This window comes from Cupriavidus sp. HE11 (genome assembly GCF_056097175.1).
On the sequence record NZ_CP184464.1, the window covers coordinates 3,242,535 to 3,261,545 of the forward strand.

Here is a 19,011-nt window from a genome sequence, read left to right on the forward strand (position 1 = left end):
CAAGAAACGGAGACAACCAATGCGTCAAGTCCGATCCCTTCTCGTCGCGGCATTTGCGATGGCGGCCATGTCCGCGCACGCGGCCTGGCCCGATGACAGGCCCATCGAGGTCTACGTCGGCTTTGCCGCCGGGGGAGGCACGGACCTGTTGGCGCGCGCCATGACGCCGTTCCTGCAGAAACACCTTGGCGGCAAGGCCCGCATCGTGGTGGTGAACAAGCCGGGCGCATCGGGCGAGATCGCGTACTCGGCGCTGTCGCGGGCGGCGGCCGATGGCTACACCATCGGCATCGTGTCGACGCCTTCGCTGCTGACCATTCCGATCCAGCGCAAGCCGAAGTACGAGCCAGGCAGCATCGTGCCGCTGGCGCGCGTCATTGATGACCCGACCATGTTCGTCGTCGCAGGCGATAGCAAGCTGGCGTCGATGGCGGATCTGGTCAAGCAACTGAAGGCCAACCCGGAAGGCCTGTCGATGGGCAGCAATGGCATTGGCACGAATGGCCACATGGCCGCGCTGGCGCTTCAGCAGGCGGCTGGCGCCAGGGTCAACCATATCCCGTTTGCCGGAACGTCCCAGACCAAGACCAGCCTGCTGGGTCATCACATCGACGTGATGGCGATGAGCACCACCGAGTACACGGAAGCCGACCGCGCTTCGAAGGATGTGAAGGTGCTGGCGCAACTGGGCGACGAGCGCCGCCCGGGCCTGGTGGCGGACGTGCCGACCGCCCGCGAGCAGAAGCTCGACATCACGATTTCGTCCGAGCGAGGCTTCGCGGCACCGCGTGGCCTGCCGATTGACATCGCGAAGCGTCTGCAGGACGCCATCGAGGCCACGACGAAAGACCCCGAATTCCTGGCCCGCGCCGTCAACGAGGCGCGCGGCATCTCTTATCTGTCCGGCACCGCGTGGACGCAGCACATGACCACGCAGCGCGGCAAGTTCGAAAGCCTGTGGAAGATCGCTTCCACGAAGTAAGCCCCTTGGTTGGACCCCCTTGTTTTTCCGTCATATCTGGAGTCGTACATGAGCACCCAAGCCAAAGCATCCCCTGCCATCCGTCGTGATTTCGAGCGCGTTTCGCCCGAACTGGTGGCGCGCGCGTCGAAGTTCCAGGCCGCCATCCTGGCCGACGTGGTGGGCCGTCGCGGCACGCTGAACGCCCGCGTGCAGGGCCTGTCGCCCGCCATGAAGGTGTGCGGTCCGGCGCTGACCGTCGAAGTGCGTCCCGGCGACAACCTGATGTTCCACGTGGGCCTGGCGCTGGCCAAGCCCGGCGACGTGATCGTGGTCGACGGCAAGGGCGACCAGACTGCTGCCCTGTGCGGCGAAATCATGGCGACGCAGGCGCAGGCCTCGGGCCTGGCCGGCTTCGTGATCGATGCCGCCGTGCGCGATTCTCACGAACTGGCCCATGGCCCGTTCCCGGTGTTCTCCGCCGGCACCAACCCGTGCGGCCCCACCAAGGCCATCGGCGGCCTGGTCAACTGGCCCGCTTCGGTGGCCGGCGTGGCCGTCAATCCGGGCGACCTGATCGTTGGCGATGCCGATGGCGTGGTGGTCATCCCGCGTGAAGACGTGCCGGCCATCCTGGAACTGGCCCAGAAGAAGGTGGATGCCGAAGCGAAGCGCATTGCCGCCATCAAGGCCGGCGACCTGCGTCCGGGCTGGCTTGACAAGGAACTGCGCGCCGCCGGCGTGCTGGCCGAAGGTGAATCGCTGTGAGCATCACGCAGAAACCTGTTTTGCTGGTCATGGGCAATGACCTGGCGCCGCAGGCGCTGGAACTGCTCAAGGACTTCGACGTGTGCTTCGCCGGCAAGCAATGCAGCGAGGAAACCGTGCGGGCGCTGGCGAAGGAAAAGGACCCGGTGGCAATCATCGTGCGCTACGGCAAGGTGGGGGCGACGATCATGGATGCCGCGCCTTCGTTGAAGGTGATCTCCAAGCACGGCAGCGGCATCGACGTGATCGACCAGCCCGCCGCCGCGCAGCGAGGCATCGCGGTGAAGGCGGCGGTGGGCGCCAATGCCGCAGCCGTGGCCGAGCACGCGTGGGCGCTGATCCTGGCCTGCGCCAAGGCCGTGCCGCATCTGAACGAGCGCATGCGCGCCGGTCATTGGGACAAGTCGACCCACAAGACCATCGAGTTGAATGGCCGCACGCTGGGCATCGTGGGTCTGGGCGAGATCGGCCGCCGCGCCGCGGTGACCGGCGTGGCACTGGGCATGCGCGTGATCGCGTTCGACCCCTATGCGAAGACCGTGCCCCAGGGCGTGACGCTGGTAGAAAACCTGCCGCAGATCTATCGCGAAGCCGACGTGGTGTCGCTGCATTGCCCGCTGACCGACGACAACCGCGGCATGCTGAACCGCGAGACGCTGGCCCAGTTCAGGGACGGCGCGATCCTGGTCAACACGGCGCGCGGCGGCCTGATCGACGAACCGGCACTGGCCGAGGCGCTGTCCAGCGGCAAGCTCTATGCGGCTGGCCTGGACAGCTTCGCGGTCGAGCCGATGACGGTGCCGCACCCGTTCCAGCAGATTCCGAACCTGATCCTGTCGCCGCACATCGGCGGTGTCAGCGATGCGGCCTACGTGAACATGGGCGTTGGCGCGGCGAAGAACGTGCTGGCCGTGCTGCAGGACGCCGCCACGGCGGTGTGAGGGGAGCCTCAGGCAACCCGGGACAGAAACAGGCGTCGCGGTGGGTCTGGCCCCAGGCCAGGCCCGCCGCAGGCGCCAGGAGACAACGATGTTGCATCGCGCATTTTTCCGCATGGCGGCGCCGCTGGCCGCCGCCGCAGTACTGGCCGGCCTGGGCGCACCCGCGCAGGCGGCTTATCCCGACAAGCCCGTCCGGATCGTCGTGCCCAACCCGCCGGGCGGCGCCGTCGATGTGGTGACCCGCAAGGTGGCGCAGAAACTGACCCAGCAGACGGGCCAGAGCTTTGTGGTGGAGAACAAGCCTGGAGCATCGGGCACGATCGGTACCACGCAGGTCGTGAATGCGCCGGCCGATGGCTACACGCTGCTGGCGAACGACAATTCGTACACGACGCTGCCTTACGTATTCAAAAAGCTGAACTGGGACCACCAGACCGCGCTGGTCCCGATCGCACCGTTTGCGTTCTCGCCGGTGGTGGTGGGCGTGAAGGCCGATTCGCGATTCAAGGACTTGCAGTCGCTGGTCAGCTACGCCAAGGCGCATCCGGGCGAAGTCACGTTCGGCACCGGCGGCCCCGGCAGCTCGCCGCACTTTGCCGCCGAGGCGTTCCAGCAGGCCGCCGGCATCAAGCTGATGCACGTGCCGTACAAGGGGGCTGGCGAGGCGATGGTAGGCCTGCTGGGCGGCAGCGTCGATTTGCTGGTGGTGTCCACGCCGACCGCGCTGGCGCCGGTCAAGGGCAACCAGATGCGCCTGCTCGGTATCAGCGGCAAGAGCCGGGTCGATGTGTTCGCGAACGTGCCCACGTTTGCCGAAGCCGGCGTGCCGGCCTTCAGCCTGTTCAACTGGTCGGGCCTGGCTGCGCCGAAGGGCACGCCCAGGGAAGTCATCGCCCGCCTGCAGGCGGAAATCCAGAGGGCGCTGCAGGCGCCCGACATGAAGGAATTCCTGGCACAGATGGGTTCGCAGCCGGGCAACCTGGACAGCCCCGCGTTTGCGCAGTTGATCCAGCGGGAAACTGCGCAATGGGCCACCGTTGCACAGAAAGCCAATATCGAAAAGCAATAGACGTCATGATGCTGTTTCAGCCCCCCGGCGTGCGCGACGCCACCGTGCTTACCCGCCTGCCGGAAGCGTTTCGCCGGCAGGACCGTGACAACGCCTGGTCGCTGGCAAATCGCGGCGGCGCGGTTACCGATTCGTTCCTGGAAGGCCCGGTCTGGGCGGACGGCCATCTCTGGGTGACCGACATTCCGTACGGCCGGATCTTCCGGGTGTCGCTGCACGGCGACTGGGAGCAGGTGGCCGAGTACGATGGCGAGCCCAACGGCATGAAGCGCCTGGCCGGCGGCGATTTCCTGATTACCGACTACCGTAACGGCCTGATGCGGCTCGACGCCCGCACCGGCACCGTGACGCCGTTCCTGGAGCGGCGGAATTCGGAGCGCTTCCGTGGCGTGAACGACCTGACCTTCGACTCGGCCGGCAACCTGTATTTCACGGACCAGGGCCAGACCGGCATGCACGATCCCACGGGCCGCGTGTATCGGCTGGCGCCTGACGGCAAGCTCGATGTGCTGCTGGCCAATGCGCCCAGCCCGAACGGCCTGGTGCTGTCGCCCGACGAGAAGGTGCTGTACGTGGCGATGACACGCGGCAACTGCGTGTGGCGCGTGCCACTGCAGGCCGATGGCTCGGTCAGCAAGGTTGGCCAGTTTTTCACATCGTACGGACCAAGCGGCCCCGACGGGCTTGCCATGCGTGCCGATGGCTTCCTGCTCGTGGCCAATCCGGGGCTGGGCCATGTCTGGGTGCTCAACCATCGTGCCGAGCCGGTTGAAGTGATTCGCACCCCCGTGGGGGCATCGCTGACCAACCTGTGCTTCGGCGGTGCCGACGGCAGGACGCTGCTGATGACCGAGTCCACGACCGGCTCCATCCTGTGCGCGGAGATGCCGGAAGGCGGCGCGCCGGTGCATGGCGGACGCGTCGCATGAACGCCGCTCCCACCGCCGTCATGGCGTTCGCGGGCGCCTGCGACTGCCATATGCATATCTACGACAGCCGCTATCCGGTGGCGCCCGGCGCGAAACTGCGCCCGGCCGATGCCTCGGTCGACGACTACCGCCGGGTCCAGCCCACGCTGGGCACGCAGCGCACGATCGTGGTGACGCCTTCGACCTACGGCACCGACAATGCCAGCACCACCGACGCCATCGCGGCGCTGGGCGCGTGCGCACGCGGCGTGGCCGTGGTGGCTGCCGCTGTCACTGACGACGAACTGGCGCGGCTGCACCGGGCGGGCATTCGCGGCATCCGGTTGAACCTGACGCTGCCTGCGCCGGTATTGCTTGACGACCTGCCCACGCTGGCCGCGCGGATTGCCGCATTCGGATGGCATGTCCAGCTGAACCTGCCGACCGAGTGGCTGCCCGATGCGGCCGGCATGCTGGCCCGGCTGCCGGCGCCGATGGTCTTCGATCACTACGGCCATCTGCCGCTCGGCAAGCCGCAGGCGGAGCCGGCCTTCCGCGTGATCGCCGATCTGGTCTCCGCCGGCAAGGCGTGGGTAAAGCTGTCGGGGCCCTATATCGAATCGCTCGAAGGGGCGCCGCACTATGGCGACGTGCAGCCGCTGGCGGCGCGCTACCTGGATCTGGCGCCGGAGCGCATGCTATGGGGATCGGACTGGCCGCACCCCACGGCGCAGGCCCGGGGAGGACAGCCGGTGGACGATGCCGCCGTGCTGCGCACATTCCTGGGCTGGTGCGGATCGGCCGATACGGCACACCAGGTGCTGGTCCGCAATCCGCAGTCGCTTTACGGGTTTGGGGACGTTGTCCAGGCCTGAGTCGTACCGCAAAGAAGAACTGGAGACATGATGTTCGAATCGCTTCACCTGTCGGCCCGCGCGCGCAAGCTGGGCATGTCGGCCTGTCTGGCCGCCGCTTCGTTTGCCATGGGCACGGCCCACGCACAGACGGAATGGCCCGGCAACAAGGTCATCAACTACATCGTGCCGTACCCGGCCGGCGGCACGACCGATATCCTGGCGCGCCTGATTGCACAGAAGGTGGGCCAGGCGCTGCATACCACGATCGTGGTCGAGAACCGGCCCGGTGCCACCGGCGCCATCGGGTCGGCGTTCGTGGCCCGCGCCGCGCCCGACGGCTATACGTTGCTTGGCGCATCGACTGCGTCCCACGCCATCAACCCGGCGCTCAATCCGAAGCTGCCGTATGACGCGGTGAAGTCGTTCGCGCCGGTGGCGCTGCTGGGCACCATCCCCAGCGTGCTGATCGTCGGGCCAAGCAGTCCGTACAAGAGCGTCAAGGACCTGGTGGCTGCGGCCAAGGTCCGGCCGGGCACCGTGAGCTATGCATCGGGCGGCAACGGCACCATTCTGCAGATGTCGGCAGAGTTGCTGCAGCAGCAGGAAAACGTGCGCATGAACCACGTGCCATACAAGGGCGACGTCCCGGCAATCCAGGACGTGATGGCTGGCCATGTCGACTTCATGTTCGCGCCTACGGCGCCAATCCTGCCGCATGTGCAGGCCGGCAAGCTGCGTGCGCTGGCCGTGGCGACCGCAGCGCGGGTGCCAAGCCTGCCGAACGTGCCGACGATGGCCGAAGCCGGCGTGGCGAACTTCGAGGCCGAGCAATGGCAGGGCGTATTCGCGCCGGCCGGCACGCCGCCCGCCATCGTCCAGCGGCTCAACGCCGAAATCAACCGTGCGCTGCAGGACCCCGAGGTCAAGGCGCAACTGGCGAAGCTGGGCATCAAGGTGGTGGGCGGGGCACCCGAGCGGCTGGCCGAGATCCAGAAGGCAGATATCGCCAAGTGGAGCCGCGTGGGCAAGGCGGCCAACATCACGCTGGAGTAAATGACGTTCGTGGAGGCCGCCCCGTCGCAGGTGGTGTGGGGCAGCGACTGGCCGCACCTGACCGAAAAGCACAAGCCCGATGACGCCGTGCTCTTCGACCTGCTGAAGCAGTGGGCGCCGGACGAACGCGTGCGTCGCCAGATCCTGGTCGACACCCCGACCCGCCTGTACCAGTTTGCATAATCACCGGAGAAGACGTTGTACACCGCAGTTGCCGAACGCCAAGAGCCCAACCTGGAAGCCGATACGATCAGGAAGATTGCCTGGCGCATCGTTCCGTTCCTGATGGTCTGCTACTTCTTCAACCTGCTGGACCGGGTCAACCTCGGTTTCGCGGCGCTGGAGATGAACAAGGACCTGGGATTCAATGCCGCCGTCTATGGCCTCGGTGGCAGCATCTTCTTCGTCTCGTACTTCCTGTGCGAGGTGCCGAGCAACCTGGCGCTGCAGAAGGTGGGCGCGCGCCGCTGGATCGCGCGGATCATGATCTCGTGGGGGCTGGTCTCGGGCGCCATGGCGTTCGTGTCGGGCGAGACGTCGTTCTATACGGTGCGTTTCCTGCTGGGCGCGGCCGAGGCAGGGTTCTTTCCGGGCGTCATCCTGTACCTGACCTACTGGTTTCCGTCGGCCTACCGGGCGCGGATCGTGGCGACGTTCATGGTGTCGATTCCGCTGGCCAGCTTCCTGGGCTCGCCGCTGTCGGCCGCGCTGCTGCATGTGCATGGCTTTCTGGGCATGAATGGCTGGCAATGGCTGTTCCTGCTCGAAGCGTTGCCCACGGTGCTGCTTGGCATCGCCTGCCTGTTCGTGCTGACGGATCGCCCGCAGGTAGCCAACTGGCTCGACGACGACCAGAAGGCATGGCTCTCGAACCGGCTGGAGAGCGAGCGCAGCGGCAAGAAGCTGGTGGGCAAGGCATCGATCTGGCAGCTGCTGTCGAACCGCCATTTCCTGGTGATGGCGCTGGTGTGCTCGGGCGCGTCGGCCGCCGGCACGACCCTGTCGCTGTGGCAGCCGCAGTTGTTGAAGTCGTTCGGACTGACCACCTTCGAAACCGGATTGCTGAACGCCGTGCCCTATGGGCTGGCTTGCGTGGTGATGGTGCTCTGGGGCCGCCATTCGGACAAGACCGGCGAACGCCGCTGGCATACGGCCATCCCGCTGCTCGGCATCTCGCTGGGCCTGCTGGCGACCCTGGTTGCGCCGGCCCTGGCGACCACGCTGCTGGGCTTGTGCCTGGCGCTGTGCGGTGCGTACTCGTTCAAGGGGCCGTTCTGGACGTTGTCGTCGGGCTGGCTCGATTCGGAGTCGGCCGCGGCGGGGCTGGCAGGCATCAATGCCGCGTCGAACCTGGTGGGGGGCGGCATGGTATCGCTGGTCGGGCTGATCAAGGCGTCGACGGGCAGCTATGGCCTGGCGTTGTTGCCGCTGGTCATGCTGGCGCTGCTGGGCAGTGCCATGCTGATGTGGATCAGCAGCAAGACCGGGCCCGCCGCCAGCGCGCATACCGATTGACTGATTGTCGGATCGATCGATTGACTGCGGCGGCACTTGTGGTGTCAGATGTGCCACGGCAGGCACTTGCCGGCTTCCCATCCGCTTCTAACAGGTGAACGACTGATGCTGCTGACCTCCGATGCCAAGGGCGTGTTTCCGATCGCGCCCACCCCGTTCTTTGACGATGGCGCCATCGATACGGCTTCCATCGACCGCATGATGGACTTCTACGCCGGCTGTGGCTCGACTGGCGTCACGGTGCTTGGTCAGCTTGGCGAAGCGTCCAAGCTGGAGCACGCCGAATCGCTCGACGTGGCGTCGCGCGTGATCGCCCGCGCCGGCAAGCTGCCCGTGGTGGTGGGTGTGTCGGCCCCGGGCTTTGCCGCCATGCGCGCGCTGACCCGCGACGTCATGGACCGTGGCGCGGCCGGCGTCATGATCGCGCCGCCCAACACCCTGCGTACTGACGACCAGATCGTGGGCTACTACCGCCAGGCCGTGGAGGCCATTGGTGCCGACGTGCCGTTTGTGCTGCAGGACTACCCGCTGACTTTCTCGGTGCAGATGACGCCCGGCGTGATCCGCCGCATCGTGCAGGAACTGCCGTCGTGCGTGATGCTGAAGCACGAGGACTGGCCTGGCCTGGAGAAGATCTCCACGCTGCGCGCCTTCGAGGCCGACGGCTCCATGCGGCATGTCTCGATCCTGTGCGGCAATAACGGGCTGTTCCTGGACTACGAGATGGAGCGCGGCGCCGATGGCGCCAATACGGGCTACGCGTTTCCCGACATGCTCTGCGACGTGGTGCGCCTGAGCCAGGAAGGCCAGCGCGAGGCCGCGCATGATCTCTTCGACGCGCACCTGCCGCTGCTGCGGTACGAGCAGCAACCGGGCGCCGGGCTGGCAGTCCGCAAGTATGTGCTGATGCGCCGGGGCATCCTGGCATCCGCGGCGCAGCGCAAGCCGTCCGCGCCGATGAGCGCCAAGGCCAGGACGGAAGTCGACCATCTGCTGGCACGGCTCGCACGCTTCGATCCCCGGGCGGGGCAACTGGTGGGGTGATATCCATGGCTCGCGGTGTTTCGCATTAGCGCGAAAACACCCCGAGCCCTTCGTGGTCGCAATACTCCAGCCACACCCGGTCGCTCGCGAATGCTGCCTGCGAGATCGTGCCTGGTGTGGCCGGCAACGGATTCTGCCCGCCGGGCCAGGCCAGGAGGGCAACTGCTGATCCTTGCCGCGGCCAGCGGCCACGACGGCCGGTCCTCTGACCGGCCGTTTCCTTGTTGCCGCGCAGCAGCGTAGTGCAAACGAGAAGCGGCGGCTTCAGTTCAATCATTCGTAACCGCCGCTATTGACGCCGATCAGGCGCGCCGGGCGGTCAGCCACTTGTCGGTGGTCAGCGGTTCGGTGCAGATGCGTACCTCGCCGATCTGGCCCAGGAAGCCGTTGGACGGCGCGTTGTTGTAGACGCCGCCACCGATGAACATGCGGCTGGCGGCCGTGACGAAGGCGATGCCGCGCGTATTCGACGCGTTGCGCAGCACCGGAGCGCCTTCCACGTACATCACCGTCTCGTTGGTCGCGGGATCGTTCACCACGGCCACATGCACCCATTTGCCTGCAATGATCTCGCCCGACCAGTTGGCGGCGGGATTCTTTGTGCCGGTGGTGCTGGGCGTAACTTCCCATTGCACTTCGCGCAGGCTGGAGATCGCAAAGATCAGCGGGCTTTCGCTGGCGTCGCCGCTGCCAAAGCCAGTGACGTTACCGCGCCGGCCTTCGCGCTCCATGATGTTCATCCACGCGTTGTTCGCGGCCGTCCACGTGGCAGGCAGCTTGATGAACGCCTCGACCGTATAGCCGGTGTCGAAGGTCAGCGCGTTGATCGCCGCCGTGGTCTGCGTGGCGAAGTAGCTCATGCGCGTGGGCGAATTGGTCGAGTTCGAGTACATGACGCTGCCCGGTGCGGCCGACAGGTAGTGGTGGTCGTTCGACCACGTCATGTCGCCGAGCTGGGCGACGCCGCCATTGGCCAGTGCTTCGCGGGCCACCGGGTTGGCACCCGTCACGTCGTCGATGACCTGGCCCACCGGCACGGCGGCGCCATCGGTGCCGCCGAAGAAGCGCCAGTGCGCCACGGTGGATGCCACCAGCGGATAGTCGTTCACATCGGCCGCGGGCTTCTTGTCGGTGATGGTCGGCTCGTTGTAGTTGGCCAGGATGGCCGCCTTGGCGCGGACGTTGATCGGGTCGTTGCCGGCGGCCGGGATCACGAAGCCGGGGTTGAAGCGGGCAAAGCGCTTGCGGAAATCGAAATCGATCTCGAACTGCTGGTTGCCTTCGGTCAGCACCGCCACGTCGAATTCGTTCAGCGTGCTGCTGGGCTTCTGCGGCACCCACGGCGAGAACGACAGGATCTTGATCTTGTTGTTGGTCAGGTCGAACTCGTACAGACGCATCAGGCCGTTGCCGCCCATATAGGCCATCTGGTAGTCGACCACCATTTCCTCGACCGGATTGCCGAAGTTGTTCACCTTGGTCAGGTGTGCGGCGCCGTGGTAGTGGCCGTTCAGCGTCATGAAGATCTGGTCGTTGTCCTTGATCAGCTTTTCCCAGAGCATCAGGCCGTACGGCACTTCGAGCGGCGTCACGCCGTCCGGGCCAATATTGAGCAGCTGGTGCGTGGACAGGATGACCGGCACCTTCGGGTGATCGGCCAGTACCTGGCGCGCCCACGTGATGGCCGCGTCAGAGGCGCGCCACGACATCGACAGCACCATGAACTGATTGCCGTCGACATCGAACAGGTGGTACTCATGGAAACCGGACGGATCGCGGCCACCGAAGGTGGTCTGGCGCTGCGCGCGCGTGGTGGGGAACGTCTTCAGGTAAGGCTCGTTGGCAAGGTTACGCTGGGCATCGGTGTTCGATGCCTGGCTGCTGGCGTCCACGTAGTCCACATCAGAGATCACATCGTGGTTGCCGGCCAGGATGGAGTAGGGCGCGTTGGCGCGCTCCAGCACGTTCATGGCCTCGTCCGCGATCTGCCACTGCAGCGGCTTGCCCTGCTGGTCCACCACGTCGCCCAGATGGATCGTGAACGGAATGCGGAAGCTGGCGGCGTTCTGCGTGATCCACTTGGTCTGCGCCAGGAATGGCGTGGAACCGTACTTGCGCTGGAACTGCAGGTTCTCGTCGGTGGTGGCGTAGCGCGAGTAGAACTGCGTATCGGGCAGCACGGCCAGCGCAAAGCTTGAAACCTTGCCCGCAGGCGTTGTGCCGCCGGGGGTGGTGGCGCCGGGCGTGGCCGATCCTGCCGGCGCATCGTCGCCGCCACCGCAGGCGGCCAGCAAGGCTGCCGAACCGCCCAGGGACATGCCCAGGCCAGCGCGCAGCAGCAGGCGGCGCTGGCGGTCTGGAATCCCTTCGAGCGCGCGGATGTCGAGCGGCAGTGCAGGGGTGTTCGGCTTCTTGCTGGTCATGATGGTGTTCCTCGGTCTTGCGTTCTCGAAAAGCCGCAAGTGTCTGGAATCCACATGACATGACGTTGATGAATATGTGACGAAATCGTTGCGCCGCGTCGTATTGGAGACCAATCGACGCGCCGCAAGCGCAAGTCACTTTGTGTCTGCGTGTCTCATACAACTTCCCCTGGAGCCGCCTGTATCCCAATGCAGGGATAACACCGAGAAAACGCCGTGCGAAGGCAGATACATCACAACGTGATACTAAATGTAAGGTTGATGGAAGCTTCATGAAAGGCCCTTGGAAGACATCGTTTGTAGATTTCCGCTTGACCCGCATGCGCGGGTAATGAAGGAGACAAACGATGTTCGATCGCCGTACCCAACCCTCGCAGCATGACTGCAGGAGGGCCGACCAATGAGCCAGCCACATCGCTTCAAGAAGGACTACTACGGTGGTGCGCTGATGGTGCTCGTCGGTCTGGCCGCCGTGGCCGCCGGCCTGCAGTACCACACCGGCACGCTCAGCCGCATGGGCCCCGGATTCTTCCCCGTTGCCGTGGGCGCGCTGCTGGCGTTTGTCGGCGTGCTGATCGCCAGTTCCGCACGGGGGCAGTCGGCACCGCAGGCGGAACAGCCCGCGGGGCACGGCCACAGCCACGCGGCGCCCGACCTGCGCGGCACGGTCTGCATCGTGCTGGGCACGCTGGCGTTCCTGCTGTTTGGCGTGTATGGCGGCATGGTTCCGGCCACGTTTGCCATCGTCTTTATTTCCGCGCTCGGCGATCGCACCAACACCGTCAAGCAGGCCGCCGGCCTGGCCGTGGCGATGTGCGTGATTGCGGCCGTGGTGTTTTCCTGGCTGCTGCAGATCCAGTTGCCGTTGTTTACTTGGGGAGGCTGAGCCATGGTTTCCAATGCCTTGCATGATCTCTGGTTCGGCTTCGGCGTAGCGTTCCAGGGTAGCAACCTGATGTGGTCGTTCTTCGGCGTGCTGGTCGGCAACCTGATCGGCGTGCTGCCCGGCATGGGTGCGTTGTCGGCCATCTCGATCCTGCTGCCGCTGACGTACGTAATGCATCCGGTGCCTGCGATCCTGATGCTGGCCGGCATCTTCTACGGATCGCAGTACGGCGGCGCCATCGGCGCCATCCTGCTCAACCTGCCTTCGCACCCGCCGCACGCGGTGACTTGCCTGGACGGCTATCCGATGACGCGCGCAGGCAAGGGCGGTACCGCGCTGGGCATCACGATGATCTGCTCGTTCTTTGCGGCATCGGTGGGCATCCTGGTGATGATCTTCGCGTCGCCGCTGCTGACCGCCATCGCGTTCAAGTTCGGTCCGGCCGAGATCTTCTCGATCATGCTGCTGGGGCTGCTGGCCGGATCGACCATGTCGCGCGGATCGCCGCTCAAGGGCGTGGCGATGACGCTGTTCGGCCTGCTGTGCGGCGTGGTGGGTACCGACGTGAATACCGGTACGTTCCGCTTTGCGCTGGGGATTCCCGAGCTTAGCGACGGCCTGGAACTGGTGGCGATCGCCATGGGCCTGTTCGGCGTGGCCGACTTCATCCTGAACGTCAACCGCATGACCGCCGTGACCAGCAATGCCAAGCTGCGCATTCGCGACATGCGTCCGAGCATGGCCGAACTGAAGCAGGCGTTCTGGCCGATGGTGCGCGGCACTGGCGTGGGCACGCTGTTCGGCGCCATGCCGGGCACCGGCCCGACGATCACCACGTTCGTGGCCTATGCGCTGGAGCGCAAGATCTCGAAGACGCCCGAGAAGTTCGGCACGGGCATGATCGCCGGCGTGGCGGCGCCCGAGGCATCGTCGCACTCGAAGACGCAGGTCGACTTCATCCCGACAATGAGCCTGGGCATTCCCGGCGACGCGGTGATGGCGCTGATCCTGGGCGCGCTGATGATCCAGGGCATCGCCCCGGGCCCGCAGCTGATCAGCGACCACCCGGACATTTTCTGGGGCCTGATCGCCAGCTTCTGGATCGGCAACGTGATCCTGATGATCCTGAACGTGCCGATGATCGGCGTGTGGGTCAAGCTGCTGCAGGTGCCATATCGCTACCTGTTCCCGTCGGCCATGTTCTTTATCGCCGTGGGCGTGTTCAGCACGCAGAGCAGCCTGTTCCAGATCTGGGAAGTACTGGCTTTCGGCCTGATCGGTGCATTGCTGATGTACCTGGAGTTCTCGGTGGCCCCGATCCTGCTGGGCTTCGTGCTGGGACCGATGGTCGAGGAGAACTTCCGCCGCGCGCTGCTGCTGTCGCGTGGTGACATGTCGGTCTTTATCCAGCGTCCGATCAGCTGCACGTTCGTGGTGATCTCGGCGCTGCTGGTGACGGCGGTGACGTGGTCGGCATGGCGCGGCCGTGGCGGAAAGAACAAGCCGGCGATCGAGGTGCCCGATTCCGGGCTGGCCGTGAACGAATAAGAAGACAGGGGTCTCAAGACGGTGCCGGGCGCTGCGCAAGCAGCGCCCGTTTTCTTTGGTGCGACGCTAGTCTGCCGCCGGATCGATATTCTGGTTCCGCCGAAACAGGTTGTCGGGGTCGTACTGGCGCTTCAGGGCCAGCAGGCGTGGATAGTTCTCGCCATAGGCTTCGCGGATTCTGTCGGTGCCTTCCTCGCCGAGGTTGTTGGCATAGACGCCGCCGGTCGAGAACGGGCGCACCGCCTGCCATGCCGCACGCACCCAGGCGATCTGTTCGGCGTCATGGGCCGGATCGTCCCAGATGGCAATCGGGAAGCAATCGAAGTTCGCATCGCGATTCACGTATGGTGTCGCGGTTCGTGGCACGCGGGCGATGGCGCCGCCGACATGCTGGAATACCAGCAGCGATGACAGCGACGGCGCGCGCCCATAAGCCGACGCAATGGCCTCGATGGCGGGGGCGTCAATGCGGTCCAGGAACTGCGCCTTCCAGTAATAGCGGCGGTGGCGCGGAAAGATGCTGTCGCTGGCCGACTGTATCTGCAGGTAGGGCACCAGCGACATGCTCGCGTCGACAGGATTGCCAAAGTCCAGCAGCGGCTGCAGCGCGGCGCGGCCGGCAGCGGGCTCGCCGACATGGCAGGCCGAGATGCTGAAGTACTGTTCCCCGCCCGCATCGGTAATCCATGCCGCGTCGGCGCACACCTCGTCGGGCGCCTGGCGCGCGAACGCGTCGTAGTGGCGCATGGCCTGGGCGGCCTGTGCGCGGGGATAGCGCAGCGCACACACCGGCAGGCTGGCCGGCACCGGATGCACCCGGTAGTGGAAGGCGGTGACGATGCCGAAGTTGCCGCCGCCGCCTCGAATGCCCCAGAACAGTTCCGGGTGGGCATGTTCGCTGGCGGTCAGGAGGCGGCCATCGGCAGTGACGATTTCGGCGGCGATCAGGTTGTCGCAACTCAGGCCGAACTTGCGCGCGAGCTTGCCGAAGCCACCGCCCAGCGTGAGCCCGGCGATGCCCGTGTCACCGTTCACCCCCATGGTTGTGGCCAGGCCGTGGCCAAGCGTGGCGCGGTCGAATTCACCGAGGGTGAGGCCGGCTTCGGCGCGCACTTCGCGGCGGGCCGGGTCCACGTCGACCTGTTTCATGCGCGACAGATCGATGACCAGGCCACCATCGCATGTCGACAGTCCCGCGACATTGTGGCCGCCGCTGCGGACCGCCACGCTCACTGCTGTCCCGCGTGCAAAACGCACGGCGGCGGCCACGTCGGCAGCATCGGCGCAGTAGACAACCAGGGCCGGGTGCCGGTCGATGGCGCCATTCCAGACGCGCCGGGCGGCGTCGTAGTCGGCGTCCGCCGGCCCGACGATCTGGCCGCGACAGGCCTGGCGCAGCGCTGCCTGCCACTGCGAAGGGTGGCCCACGGCGCCTGCGCCGTGCGGTTCGCGAAGTGCTTCATTGTTCATGCTGGCTCCCGGGGATACCACGTGACGTGCACCGGCCACTACCGGATAGTGGGTGGGCATGGCCCTTCGCGCAAAGGCAAAGAACTCAGCCGGTGGATGAGAAAAGCTCACCTACACTGGACCCATGCGAAAGTTGCCGCCCCTCCGCGCCTTGCAGGCATTCGAGGCTGTTGCGCGCCACGGCAGCTTCAAGGCCGCGGCGGCGGAGCTTAACGTGACGCCCACGGCCATCAGCCACCAGGTGCGGGCGTTGGAAGACGCCTGCGGCCGCCCGTTGTTGCAACGGCGGCCGCGTCCGCTGCGGCTGACGCCGGCCGGCGAGCAACTGTATCCGGCGCTGCATAGCGGATTCGAGCAGTTCGTCTGCGCCATCGCGGCAATCGGCACGACGGGAACCGGCACGCTGGGTGCCAGCGGAACAGGTGTCGCGGTCCAGCCGTTGCGCATCACCTGTCCGAACGCGTTTGCCAGCCGCTGGCTGGTGCCACGGCTACCGCAATGGCAGGCAGCGCACCCTGAGTGTCCGCTCGAAATCATCGGCACCGATCGCGTGCTCGATCTGGCGGCCGGAGAAGCCGATGTCGCCATACGCTACGCCCGAGGCGCGCCCCGTGGCCTGGCCGCCGTGGAGATCGCCCGCGATGCCTTCTACCCGGTGGGCAGTGCCGCCTTGCTTGGCGATGCCACGCCAGACCGCCTGACGCCACGGGACCTGCTTCGGTTTCCGTTGATTCATTACGCCTGGACCAGCGGCGATCCGCTGGCGCCATCTTGGCCTCGATGGTTTGCCGCTGCCGGCGTGACCGTTGCCGGCGCGCTGCCATCCGGCGTGCCCGGAGAACTGGTGTTTCGCGAGGAACTGCACGCCATCGATGCGGTCGTGGCGGGGCAGGGCATCGCGTTGTGCAGTGACATCGTGGTGGCCGACCTGCTGGATCGTGGCGCGCTTCGCAAGGCACATTCTCATGCGTTGCCCGGATATGGATTCCACGTCGTGCATGCGCGGCAGCACGGCAGGGCGGCGACGATCCGGTCGTTCCGGGACTGGCTGCTGTCGCTGGCCGGGACCATGCCGGCCTGACGGGCGGCAACGCGCATGCGGGTTTTTGCCTAACCATTCGTAAGATCCCGTGCATTGAGCCGCTTGCGCTGCGGGTCTAGAATGTCGCGATCGCCTGCCGGGCGGATGCATCACATGCGGTTGCATTCCACTGCCCGGTGGCACACCAAAGGTACAAGCGGGACGCGCGCCAGCCTTCGGGCGCGGCATGACCACGACGATCCCGCAGCCAGGAGACTGTGTATGGAACACGCTGCGGCCGCCCGGCCATCGCGCACCGCGAATCCCAATGCGACACCGACCACGGTGCCCAAGGTGCGGCTCTATGTGGAGCGTCCCGAAGAGAAGAAGGAAGACTGGTTCGTCAATGTCGGCCACGTGACCGAGCGCGGGCGCTGGAAGACAGAGCCGCACGCGCATCCGGCCTATGGTCAGGTGATTTTCGTGCGCAGCGGCAAGGGCGTGATGAACCTGGAAGGCAGCAGCGTGCCGTTCGAAGGCCCGTGCGCGCTGCTGCTACCTACCGAGTGCGTACACGGGCTGGACTACGAGATCGACGTCGACCGCTGGGTGGTGACCATCGAGGTCACCTATCTGGCCCAGCTCAATGCCAAGCTGCAGGCGTTCGTGCAGCTCTGGTCGTCGCCGCGCATGATTTCACTGGCGTATTCTGCCGATGCAGAGATCGAGTTCCACCGGCTGATCCGCAGCCTGGAGCAGGAAATCCAGTCGCAGTCGGTGGGCCATGTGGTGGGCACCGAGGCATTGCTGACCACGCTGCTGCTGATGCTGTTGCGCGGCACCACGCTGGACGTGGCGGGGGGCGACGGCACGGCGCGGCACGATATCCGTCTGGCCGAGCGCTTCCGCGAACTGATCGACCAGCACTACCGGGACAACCTGTCGCTGCAGGACTATGCGTCGAAGCTGGCCGTGTCGCCGGTGCAGTTGCGCGCCGCGTGCGCGTCGGCCACGGGGCAGAGCCCGACCAAGCTGATCCATGCGCGCATCGTCACCGAAGCCAAGCGCAGCCTGATCTTCGGTGACATGTCCGTGGAGCAGATCGCGTTCTGGCTCGGTTTTGCCGATGCCGCCTACTTCACGCGCTTTTTCCGCAAGGAAGTGGGCCAGGCGCCGAGCCAGTTCCGCATTGCCGCTCGCCAGCAGCCTACCTCACAAAAGTCAGGCTGACCGGCGAGGGCACTTCGGCGGCATGGCCGGTATCGGTCAGCTTGCCGGATGCGGGGTCGATGGCAAACACGTTGACCCTGCCGCTGCGCTGGTTGGCGACCAGCATCCACTTGCCCGATTCATGGACGGCGAAGTGCCAGGGCCGTTCGCCGCCCGATGGCACGCGCTGCACCAGCGACAGCTCTCCCGAGCCGGCGGCGACGCGATAGACCACCATTGTGTTTTCGCCCCGATCCGCCACGTAGACATGGCGGCCATCGCGGCTGACCGCCAGTTCCGCACCACTCCTGACGCCTTCGAACGCGGTGCTGCTGACCGCTTGCGTCTGCACCGGCGTCAGCGTGCCGCGTGCGGCGTCCCAGCGTAGCGTGACGATTTCGGCGGTCAGTTCGCTGAGCAGGTAGACAATGCGGCCGTCGGCCCCGAACGCCATATGTCGCGGGCCGCTGCCGGGCGTGGCGATGAACGGCGCCGGGTTGGCCGCGTCGTCGCGCGACAGCTCGCGCGTGGCCCGATCGAAGCCGTACACGAACACACGATCGGCGCCCAGGTCGGACACCAGCGCATAGCGGCCCGAGGGGTCGATGACGATGCCGTGCGCGTGCGCGCTGGTCTGGCGCCGATGCGGCCCCGAGCCCGTTTCCTTGATGGTCGAGACACGCGCGCCCAGGCTGCCATCGGGCTGCACGGCGATGCTCGACGACGATCCGCCCCCGAAATTGGCCGCGAGCAGCGTCATCGACGACACATCGAGCGACAGGTAGGTGGTGCCGCTGCCGCCGCTGGCTATCTCGTTGATGCGCGTCAGCGCACCGGTTTGCCGGTGCACGGCAAATGCGGTGACGCTGCCTTCGCGCGTGTTGTCGTCATCCACCGCATAGAGCACCGGCAGCTTCGGATGCGCGAGCGTCCAGGTGGAGCGCAGTCCTTCGGCCACCGTGCCGAGCGGGCCCAGCGTGCCGGTGGCGGCATCGAAGCGCAGCGCGCGGATCTGGCGCTCCTGCATGCCGACGTAGACCAGCTCGCCTTGCGCCGCGCCGGGCAGGGCTGCTGCCGGAGAGGCGGCCAGCAGCGGTGCCGCGGATATGCCCGATACGGCCAGCGCCGCCAGCGCGCCGCACCGCTTCAGTGTCTGCCTCCGGGAGATCAGCGTCATTGTTCTTTTCGTGTGGTGTCAGGGTGATTTCAGCGCGAGAAGCGTAGGCCACGCCTGGCCGTGCGTCCTTGCACAAAACGCAGCTTTGCTGGCACTTCCCGCCCGGCTCAGGGATGACCCCTAGCCGCGCGCGCGGGTCTGTGGCGGTCATTGTGCCCCGA

The 19,011-nt window shown here is 66.1% G+C and carries 17 protein-coding genes and 1 pseudogene; 14 read left to right on the forward strand and 4 right to left on the reverse strand.

Annotated elements, in window-relative coordinates; translation table 11 throughout:
* Positions 1 to 19: 19 nt before the first annotated feature.
* The 10 genes and pseudogenes from ACOABP_RS15075 (at position 20) to ACOABP_RS15120 (ending at position 9,116) form a co-directional block, all read left to right on the forward strand.
* Positions 20 to 982: a tripartite tricarboxylate transporter substrate binding protein gene (locus ACOABP_RS15075; RefSeq protein ID WP_474225881.1), complete on the forward strand. Its 963-nt coding sequence runs from the start codon at positions 20 to 22 to the stop codon at positions 980 to 982.
* 48 nt (positions 983 to 1,030) lie between these two features.
* Positions 1,031 to 1,729 carry an RraA family protein gene (locus tag ACOABP_RS15080; protein ID WP_474225883.1) on the forward strand — a complete coding sequence of 233 codons (699 nt, stop codon included), beginning with the start codon at positions 1,031 to 1,033 and terminating at the stop codon, positions 1,727 to 1,729.
* 29 nt (positions 1,730 to 1,758) lie between these two features.
* Positions 1,759 to 2,670: a hydroxyacid dehydrogenase gene (locus ACOABP_RS15085; protein ID WP_474227850.1), complete on the forward strand. Its 912-nt coding sequence runs from the start codon at positions 1,759 to 1,761 to the stop codon at positions 2,668 to 2,670.
* A gap of 112 nt (positions 2,671 to 2,782) precedes the next feature.
* The gene (locus tag ACOABP_RS15090; RefSeq protein WP_474227851.1) at positions 2,783 to 3,739 is read left to right on the forward strand and encodes a Bug family tripartite tricarboxylate transporter substrate binding protein; all 957 of its coding nucleotides are present in this window, start codon (positions 2,783 to 2,785) and stop codon (positions 3,737 to 3,739) included.
* A gap of 5 nt (positions 3,740 to 3,744) precedes the next feature.
* The gene (locus tag ACOABP_RS15095; protein ID WP_474225884.1) at positions 3,745 to 4,668 is read left to right on the forward strand and encodes an SMP-30/gluconolactonase/LRE family protein; all 924 of its coding nucleotides are present in this window, start codon (positions 3,745 to 3,747) and stop codon (positions 4,666 to 4,668) included.
* Positions 4,665 to 5,522, forward strand: a complete 858-nt coding sequence (locus tag ACOABP_RS15100; RefSeq protein WP_474225885.1) for an amidohydrolase family protein — start codon at positions 4,665 to 4,667, stop codon at positions 5,520 to 5,522. Before ACOABP_RS15095 ends, ACOABP_RS15100 begins: the two co-directional genes overlap by 4 nt.
* A 75-nt stretch (positions 5,523 to 5,597) precedes the next feature.
* Entirely contained in the window at positions 5,598 to 6,557 is a 960-nt protein-coding gene (locus ACOABP_RS15105) for a Bug family tripartite tricarboxylate transporter substrate binding protein (protein WP_474227852.1), read from the forward strand.
* Positions 6,558 to 6,563: 6 nt separating this feature from the next.
* Positions 6,564 to 6,740: pseudogene (locus tag ACOABP_RS15110) on the forward strand (amidohydrolase family protein); the annotation flags it as partial.
* A 15-nt stretch (positions 6,741 to 6,755) separates the two neighbouring features.
* On the forward strand, positions 6,756 to 8,072 hold the full coding sequence (locus ACOABP_RS15115) for an MFS transporter (protein ID WP_474225886.1): 1,317 nt from the start codon (positions 6,756 to 6,758) through the stop codon (positions 8,070 to 8,072).
* 105 nt (positions 8,073 to 8,177) lie between these two features.
* Entirely contained in the window at positions 8,178 to 9,116 is a 939-nt protein-coding gene (locus tag ACOABP_RS15120) for a dihydrodipicolinate synthase family protein (protein ID WP_474225888.1), read from the forward strand.
* A 25-nt stretch (positions 9,117 to 9,141) separates the two neighbouring features.
* Here the strand turns inward: ACOABP_RS15120 and ACOABP_RS15125 are convergent, their stop codons facing one another.
* Positions 9,142 to 9,393 (reverse strand): hypothetical protein, encoded by a 252-nt coding sequence (locus ACOABP_RS15125; protein WP_474225889.1) that lies wholly within the window; start codon positions 9,391 to 9,393, stop codon positions 9,142 to 9,144.
* Between the two features lie 25 nt (positions 9,394 to 9,418).
* The gene (locus tag ACOABP_RS15130; RefSeq protein WP_474225891.1) at positions 9,419 to 11,539 is read right to left on the reverse strand and encodes a LamG-like jellyroll fold domain-containing protein; all 2,121 of its coding nucleotides are present in this window, start codon (positions 11,537 to 11,539) and stop codon (positions 9,419 to 9,421) included.
* Between the two features lie 400 nt (positions 11,540 to 11,939).
* Here ACOABP_RS15130 and ACOABP_RS15135 point away from each other — a divergent pair, with 400 nt between their 5' ends.
* Positions 11,940 to 12,425 carry a tripartite tricarboxylate transporter TctB family protein gene (locus ACOABP_RS15135; RefSeq protein ID WP_474225893.1) on the forward strand — a complete coding sequence of 162 codons (486 nt, stop codon included), beginning with the start codon at positions 11,940 to 11,942 and terminating at the stop codon, positions 12,423 to 12,425.
* Positions 12,426 to 12,428: 3 nt separating this feature from the next.
* Positions 12,429 to 13,973: a tripartite tricarboxylate transporter permease gene (locus ACOABP_RS15140; protein ID WP_474225894.1), complete on the forward strand. Its 1,545-nt coding sequence runs from the start codon at positions 12,429 to 12,431 to the stop codon at positions 13,971 to 13,973.
* 66 nt (positions 13,974 to 14,039) lie between these two features.
* Here the strand turns inward: ACOABP_RS15140 and ACOABP_RS15145 are convergent, their stop codons facing one another.
* Complete coding sequence (locus ACOABP_RS15145) at positions 14,040 to 15,443, reverse strand: FAD-binding oxidoreductase (RefSeq protein WP_474225895.1); 1,404 nt, start codon at positions 15,441 to 15,443, stop codon at positions 14,040 to 14,042.
* A gap of 124 nt (positions 15,444 to 15,567) precedes the next feature.
* On the opposite strand from ACOABP_RS15145, the gene ACOABP_RS15150 reads away from it, so the two are divergent.
* Together ACOABP_RS15150 and ACOABP_RS15155 are read left to right on the forward strand one after the other, a co-directional pair.
* The gene (locus ACOABP_RS15150) at positions 15,568 to 16,524 is read left to right on the forward strand and encodes a LysR substrate-binding domain-containing protein (RefSeq protein ID WP_474225897.1); all 957 of its coding nucleotides are present in this window, start codon (positions 15,568 to 15,570) and stop codon (positions 16,522 to 16,524) included.
* A 222-nt stretch (positions 16,525 to 16,746) separates the two neighbouring features.
* The gene (locus tag ACOABP_RS15155) at positions 16,747 to 17,694 is read left to right on the forward strand and encodes a helix-turn-helix domain-containing protein (protein WP_474225898.1); all 948 of its coding nucleotides are present in this window, start codon (positions 16,747 to 16,749) and stop codon (positions 17,692 to 17,694) included.
* Here ACOABP_RS15155 and ACOABP_RS15160 read toward each other — a convergent pair.
* The gene (locus tag ACOABP_RS15160; protein WP_474225899.1) at positions 17,672 to 18,850 is read right to left on the reverse strand and encodes a lactonase family protein; all 1,179 of its coding nucleotides are present in this window, start codon (positions 18,848 to 18,850) and stop codon (positions 17,672 to 17,674) included. The two genes, ACOABP_RS15155 and ACOABP_RS15160, sit on opposite strands and share 23 nt — an antisense overlap.
* Between the last annotated feature and the right edge of the window lie 161 nt (positions 18,851 to 19,011).